The organism is Chryseobacterium sp. Leaf201, from assembly GCF_001421435.1.
In the GTDB taxonomy this organism is placed as follows: Bacteria; Bacteroidota; Bacteroidia; order Flavobacteriales; family Weeksellaceae; genus Chryseobacterium.
On the sequence record NZ_LMKA01000052.1, the window covers coordinates 60348 to 68025 of the forward strand.

At 40.4% G+C, this 7678-nt stretch carries 5 protein-coding genes; 1 reads left to right on the forward strand and 4 read right to left on the reverse strand.

What is annotated here, in order from left to right:
• The first annotated feature begins 116 nt into the window (after positions 1–116).
• The gene (locus ASE55_RS04585; protein WP_056216089.1) at positions 117–2771 is read left to right on the forward strand and encodes an MGH1-like glycoside hydrolase domain-containing protein; all 2655 of its coding nucleotides are present in this window, start codon (positions 117–119) and stop codon (positions 2769–2771) included.
• Between the two features lie 105 nt (positions 2772–2876).
• Here the strand turns inward: ASE55_RS04585 and recO are convergent, their stop codons facing one another.
• From recO to ASE55_RS04605, 4 genes are read right to left on the reverse strand one after another with little or no spacing between them, the layout of a single operon-like run.
• Positions 2877–3563: a DNA repair protein RecO gene (gene recO / locus ASE55_RS04590; protein ID WP_056216091.1), complete on the reverse strand. Its 687-nt coding sequence runs from the start codon at positions 3561–3563 to the stop codon at positions 2877–2879.
• Positions 3563–5848 (reverse strand): T9SS type A sorting domain-containing protein, encoded by a 2286-nt coding sequence (locus tag ASE55_RS04595; RefSeq protein WP_185116274.1) that lies wholly within the window; start codon positions 5846–5848, stop codon positions 3563–3565. The genes recO and ASE55_RS04595 overlap by 1 nt, the downstream gene beginning before the upstream one ends.
• A 5-nt stretch (positions 5849–5853) precedes the next feature.
• The gene (locus ASE55_RS04600) at positions 5854–6804 is read right to left on the reverse strand and encodes a bifunctional metallophosphatase/5'-nucleotidase (RefSeq protein ID WP_056216092.1); all 951 of its coding nucleotides are present in this window, start codon (positions 6802–6804) and stop codon (positions 5854–5856) included.
• A complete protein-coding gene (locus ASE55_RS04605; protein WP_056216094.1) occupies positions 6804–7562 on the reverse strand; it encodes a 5'-nucleotidase C-terminal domain-containing protein in 759 nt (252 codons plus the stop codon). The genes ASE55_RS04600 and ASE55_RS04605 overlap by 1 nt, the downstream gene beginning before the upstream one ends.
• Positions 7563–7678 lie beyond the last annotated feature (116 nt).

A 7678-nucleotide genomic window follows, 5' to 3' on the forward strand; every position in this document is an offset into this window, starting at 1 on the left:
ACATTATCCGAAGCTTACAAAAAGAGCTCAGACATGCCGTTCAATCCGGGGCGCAAAACAAGTAGATAGAAGCCGGAGACATTTGACACTAAAAAAACACAGATATTTAAAAAATTATGAAAGAAAAAGACCGGTTATCAGACGCTGCATGGAAAAAATGGGGACCTTATGTAAGCAACAGGGAATGGGGGCTTGTGCGTGAAGATTACAGTGAAAACGGCGATGCCTGGAACTATACCAACCATGATACTGCAGAAGCCAAAACATACCGCTGGGGAGAAGAAGGCATCTGCGGGATATGTGACGATCTGCAGAAACTGGTTTTTTCGGTAGGGTTCTGGAACAAAAAGGATAAGATGGTTAAAGAAAGGTTTTTCGGCCTTTCCAACGGTCAGGGCAACCATGGCGAAGATGTAAAGGAATACTTTTATTACCTGGATTCTACACCCACCCATTCGTATATGAAGATGTTATACAAATATCCTCAGAATGCGTTTCCTTACGAAGACCTGATCAATACCAATGCTGAGAAAACCAAACAGGATCCCGAATATGAGCTTATTGATACCGGAATTTTCGACCGGAATGAATATTTCGATATTTTTATAGAATACGCAAAAGAAAGTGAGCATGATATACTGGTAAAGCTTACCATTGTTAATAAATCTGAAAATGAAGCTCCGCTGATTATATTGCCTACCGTATGGTTCCGAAATACATGGAGTTGGGGATATGATGCCTATAAACCCCGCATGGTTTCTGAAGAGGCAAACCGAATCAGCCTAAGTCATAAAGATTTGGAAATTAAACATATATATGCCGGCCAATCTACAAAAGTTCTTTTTTGCGATAATGAAACGAATAATGAACGGCTTTATCAATCTCCCAATACAATTAAGTACAGCAAAGACGGCATCAATGACTTTATCATCAACGGAAATACACAGTCCGTCAACCCGAAAAATAGCGGAACCAAAGCATCGTTCCTAATAGACGAAACATTTCAGCCGAAAGAGGTAAAAACGTTTGAATTCAGGATTTCAGATGAAGACTTAGACCAGCCTTTCAAAGATTTCAGAGATATTTTTGAATCCAGAAAAGAAGAAGCAGATGTATTTTATGAAGACATCCAGGACGGAATAGAAACGGAGGATGAAAAACTTGTTCAGCGACAGGCTTTTGCCGGAATGCTCTGGAATAAAATGTTCTACCATTACAATGTTGAAAAATGGCTGAAAGGTGATCCTGGGCAGGTGCCTCCGCCGAAATCCCGTGAAAAAATCCGTAATGCCGAATGGAAGCATCTCAACAATGAACACATCATTTCAATGCCTGACAAATGGGAATATCCCTGGTACGCTACCTGGGATCTTGCTTTTCACTCGATCAGTTTTGCCCTCATTGACCCTGATTTTGCAAAACATCAGCTGAAACTCTTCCTGTTTGAATGGTACATGCATCCGAACGGCCAGCTGCCTGCCTACGAATGGGATTTCAGTGATGTAAATCCGCCGGTTCATGCCTGGGCAGTCTTCCGGGTTTTTAAAATTGATGAATATTTAAAAGATAAACCGGACATAGCTTTCCTGGAAAGTACATTCCAGAAACTGCTGATGAATTTTACCTGGTGGGTCAATAAAAAGGACATCAACGGAAATAATATTTTTGAAGGCGGTTTTTTAGGTCTTGATAACATCGGGGCTTTTGACCGTAATGCAGAACTGCCCAACGGAGAACACCTGGAGCAGTCTGACGGTACGAGCTGGATGGCTATGTTCGCCTTAAATATGATGAGGATCGCCATGGAGCTGGCCCTCTATAATAAAGTGTATGAAGAAATGGCCATAAAGTTCTTTGAACATTTTCTTTCCATCGCAAATTCCCTGGACAATATGGGTGAAGAATGCTTCAGCCTCTGGGATGAGCAGGATGAGTTTTTTTATGATGCTATTTCTTCCGGGCACGGCAATCACATGTATCTGAGATTGAGAACGATTGTCGGGCTGATCCCGATGTTTGCCGTTGAGGTAATTGATGATGCCATGATTGAGAACCTCCCGGATTTTAAGAAAAGAATGCAGTGGGTACTTGAAAATAAGCCGGAACTGGCAGCTTTGGTTTCCCATTGGGATGTAAAAGGTCAGGATTCCAAACATCTGCTTTCACTACTTAGAGGGCACCGACTGAAAAGGCTGTTGCACAGAATGCTGAATCCGGATGAGTTTTTAAGTGAATTTGGAGTCCGTGCCTTATCAAAAGAATATGAAGACAATCCTTACACCTTGAAACTGAACGGAACCGATTACACCGTTAAATATACACCTGCAGAAAGTGACAGTGCGCTTTTCGGAGGAAACAGCAACTGGCGAGGCCCGGTCTGGTTTCCCATCAATTTCCTGATTATTGAGAGCCTGCAGCGCTTTTTCTTTTATTACAGCCCTGATTTTCTGGTGGAATATCCTACAGGAAGTGGAAAGTATTCAAATTTAGATGAGATTGCAGATGCTTTAAGTAAACGGCTTTCAAAGTTATTTTTAAAAGATGAGAACGGCAACCGCCCCTTCAACGGACAGTATCCGAGATTTCAGACGGATCCGGATTTTAAAGATTATATCCTGTTTTATGAATATTTTCACGGGGACAACGGCCGTGGAGTAGGCGCTTCCCACCAGACGGGATGGACCGGCCTGATCACCAAAATCCTGATGCCGAGATTCTCAAAAAAGAAAATTGCAGAAGCAGAAACGGAATCCCCGAAAACTGATGATTAATTATAAGAGATTAAAATTTATCTCAGTTAGTAATAAGACTTATTTTATTTAGAATAAATTTTTGAAAGTGTAAGATCTTGATTTTCATTAATTGAATTATGTCCTCTATTCAAATATCTGCTGGATGACTTCCAGCGAAGGCGGTGTCTGGAAATCTGTAATATGATAATGATAATAGACCAGAAGGCTGTCTAACAGATCCTTTCTGTAAGCCGACGGGATTTTTACGCGGTAGGGATCCGGAGCAGAAATGATCATTTTCCAGACGGCAGAAACCTCTTCACTGAACAGCTGGTGCATCGGTTCAGCAGAAAATGTCCCGGTCTCCGGATCAAGAAAATTCCCGGCATTAAGCAGAGGGGCAACTCCGTGAATTTTTAAAATCTTAATTAAAAAAATGTAGTGAGCCTGATAATTCCGGTTTTCAAGCTCATTGATAAATTCACGAATGCTGAAAAATATATTCTGATTTTTATTTTCGTGCCTGAGGTTCTGATTCAGAAAATCTGAAATAAAAAATACAACGGTGCTGCATTTTATATCCGTATAAATATCACTGCTTTTTACCATTTCAAATTTTGAGATGGTCTGTATGCCGTTTCCTTTTACCGGAAGCAAGGAAAAACTCAGGTGGCTTAACGGCAGAAGCAGGGCTTTCTTCTTATTCTTTTTGGTATAAATCCCTTTTAAGAAATAAGACTGGAAGCCGTCATCTTCTGTAAAACAATGCAGGACCGCATCATTTTCTCCATATTTTATGTGAGATAATAAAAAACCGTTCTGTGAATTCATTAATTGACTACCGCAATCTTAGCTGTTGCTTTATCAGATCCGTCTTCATTGGTCATCAGTACAAAATAGATCCCTGAAGCCACCCTTGAACCTTTCTGGTTATTTAGGTCCCATTCATAGTAACCGCCTCTTGCGACTGCAGAGTTTACGATATTTCCGGCTGTATCGGTAATTCTGATGTTGGTAACTTCTGCCAGTCCTTTAATGGTCACTTTACCTTTGAAATTGCTATAGACTACAGGATTTGGGTAAACAAGAACATTTCCGAAATCCGAGGTAACATCGGCAATATCTCCCTGATAGGTAACAATTCCGTCATAAGAAGCAAAATATACCTTTCCGGTTTTCCTGTCAACTTTGATATCCGTGATGGTATTGGTAGGAAGCGGGGAATTTTCTTTGGTAAAATGTTTAATGGTCTGTTGTCCGTCAGCAGAAAGATAAAATACACCGCCACCATCTACGGAAACCCACTTGTAATCACCGGCATCCACTTCAATCTGTAAAATCTGGGTATCCCTGAAGAGTTCTTCTCCAAGTCCGTTCTGTTGAATAATAATAGGTTCAACCACTGCACTTGCCGGCGTTTTTATCGCTGAAACGGCATTGGGTAAAACCCTCAGTCCGATATCTCCGCCGATCCATGCATCACCTGATTTATCAACAGCTACAGAAATGCTTCCTCCGGAGCTGGCAGCAAAGCCATTGGCCTGGGTTAGAATATACTCCTTGTCATCTGAAATATTTGTAGTTTTATTCGCATCATACGCTATGAAACTGTTAGTTCGGGGAGTAGGTATGAAAAGCAGGCCTTCATAATATAATGCTTTCTGTGCAGCTCCGAAATTCTGAGTGGTGTTTCTTATCAGAAAATTGTCGGTAGCCCTGTCGTAAGCACCAATAGCTGTAAAAGGTCCTGGTGCTGTGCCGTCCCCTGAAAAAGCAACCGTTACAAATAAATTATTGACATCATCAAAAGTAAGACCTACGGCACGTCTTGCAGAAATATCATCGGTGCCGAGATTATAGTTTTTGGCGAACGTAAAATCTTTGCTGCCCGGATTATATTTCATTTTATAAACACCACGCCCATTGGAAGTGGTATAATTGGTAAAGAAAACATCAGCAGGGTTTACAGGGTCTGAAACAACATCCAATACATTGAATTTTGTTGTATTGCCAATAAAATAGGAAGGGTAGATCCATTCCGCTCCGTTGAAATAATAGAATCCGGGGTTCTTCGGGTTATTAATTCCGGTGTTGTATCTGCCTTCTCTTCCTCCCGTAGAAACAAGGATCTGGTTTTCACTATACAGACTGATTTTATAGGCATAATTAAAATAGGGACCGTCCGGCTTGAAAGAATTGCTGCTTTCATTTTTTATGCCTGATAAAACGGTTCCGCCGTACACACTGCTCCCAATTGTGGTTGCCGTGTTGCAATCTTCCCCAAAGCTGACGGTATTATTGAAATTTCCGTTCGTATTGAATGTATATACCCTGTTCACGTCAGTAACAACAATATTGCTGTTGTTCACCACAACATCACGAACGTTGCTGAAATTCTGTGAAAGCGCTACCGGAGCGCCGCTGTTATAAATATATCCTGTTGTTGCAGATGAAAAACTCAGCACGCCTTCTGAATCAATATGTCTGAAAGAGCCTGCGAGATCTGTCGTCCATGTTGTGAACACCGGAAAAGTAGTGTTCATTTCATGGCTTTTCAGGCCTGTATTGGTTACTGCATACACTTTGTTCCCGAAGATCGTGGCTTCATTACTAGCTTCATAAACGCCTCCGGATAAAAAGAATGCCGAATCTTTAAACTCTTTTTTCTTCAGGTCAAATATAGAAACACCGTAGCCTACGGAAATAACAGCCAGATCTCCTGTAATGGAAATATGATTGATTCTCTTGCTTCCGTTATAGCCTGTCGCAATCGGAATATCAACTACATATTTTATTCCGTCCTGAGAAATTACATCCAGAGATCCGTTTTGATAGCCGACCAAAGCAACCTTCGTCTGCGGATTGTAATCAAAAGCTGAAATTTTTACCTCATGCAGCCCGTTGGCTTTCGAAAGCTTGGTAATTTCACCGGTGGAAATGGTATAATAGAAAATCCCGTTTTCCGCTGCTGCAACGAGTTTCCCGTTGTCTTCCTTCATGGCCAGAACATTATTGTAAGAAAACAGGTCTCCCCATTTTTTTGAAGAAATGGTCTGTGCATTAGCCAATGGCAGGGATGCCAGAATACCGAGAGAAATTAAAGAGAGTTTTTTCATGCTTATTATGCTATTATGCTGCTGTCTATAACCTGATTATTCCAGGAAATGTGTTTTATATTTTTATCTGTATCGAAGAAAAAGTCTATCCTGCCTAAAAGCAGTCCGGCCCAGCCTACCTGGTTAACCAGGACGTTTTTACCCTGTCTGTTCATGAAAACCTGGGGCTCCGGCAGAAATGTGTGGGTATGGCCTCCCAGAATAAGATCTATATTTTCCGTTTTGGCGGCTAAAATGGTATCACTTATCTTATTGGGTTCATCTTTATAATCATAACCGATGTGTGAAAGGCAGATCACAAGATCGCATTTCTGATCATTTTTTAAAAAGCTGGCGTAATGCTGTGCGACCTCAACCGGATCCGAATACACCGTTTCTCCATATTGTTTTTTACCAACCAACCCTTCCAGCTGGATTCCCACACCAAAAAGCCCGACTTTAATTCCGTTTTTATTAAAAATTTTATAAGGAGAAGTTTTTCCGTCAAGAACGGTATTTTTAAAATCGTAGTTCGAACAGATAAAAGGGAATTTTGCATTGGGCAGAACCTTTAAAAATCCATCCAGTCCATTGTCAAAATCATGATTCCCCATAGTAGAAGCATCATATTTCATCATAGACATTAATTTAAACTCCAGTTCACCGCCGAAAAAATTAAAATAAGGGGTCCCCTGGAAAATATCTCCTGAATCAAGAAGCAGGACATTGCTTTCCTGGTTTCTGATCTGCTGGATTAAGCCTGCTCTTCTCGCAAAGCCTCCCTGGTTAGGGTTTTTGGTATAACTCGCATCAAAAGGCTCTATCCTGCTGTGCTGGTCATTGGTATGAAGAATGGTCAGTTGATTTGTAGTCTTTACACCCGGAATTTTTAATTCTTCCGCCATCATCATATTGGGAGCTAGGGCCATAGCCAGGGTTCCGCCGCCTATTGCTTTTAAAAAACTTTTTCTATCCATCACTTCTTACCGGTAAAATTTAAACGAACATCTGTATTGGCTTTTATTTCAGGACTGTTTTTGAAGTATTCAATAAAAAGATCCCTTAATTTAATGCCTGTGGGAATTGCTTCCCCTTTGGCAAAAAATTTCATATTGTCGCCGCCCAAAGCCAGATAATCAGATGTGGCAATATAATAATCCTGAGCCGGATTTACCGTTTTGCCGTTGATTAAAGTTTTGGTTAACTGTCCGTTATTGGTTTCTATATATAAGTGGGATACCGGATTATTTACCTGCGTTTTTGCATAATAATCAAAAAGCCCCTGTAAATCGCTTCCTTTCATTTTTACAATAATCACTTCATTTTCAAAAGGCATGACTTCAAAAATACTTTTCAGTAAAATATCGCCTTTTCCGATGGTTGTACGGATCCCTCCGATATTGATCAGTGCGGCATCCACATTTTTATTCAGGTTGGCTTTAGCCCACTTATCGGCTCCGTCAAATGTATAATCTGCTAAAAGGTTACCGAGGTTGCTGTTGTCCCCCTGTTTTGTAAGATCTGTATCCGTATGAGAAATCTTCTGATTCATCTCCTTGTCCAGTTTCTGCTTGTAAGGCTCAATAAACTTTATGAACTCCTCATCATTCTTCAGTTCATTATTAATAGGAATATTTTTCCGGGTCTGTATATCTGCCACCTGAAGCGGAGAAGCCGTCTTACAGGAAGAGAGAACAGCCAGAGCAATTCCTAGTAACAAGAATTTATTTTTCATATGTTGCAAATTATTTTTAAAGATCATATTTAACTGCCGGTACTTAATGCTTTTATAAACAATCAGGTTATAGCAATGCCATATTATCTTTAGTATATGCAAATATAATTATATGT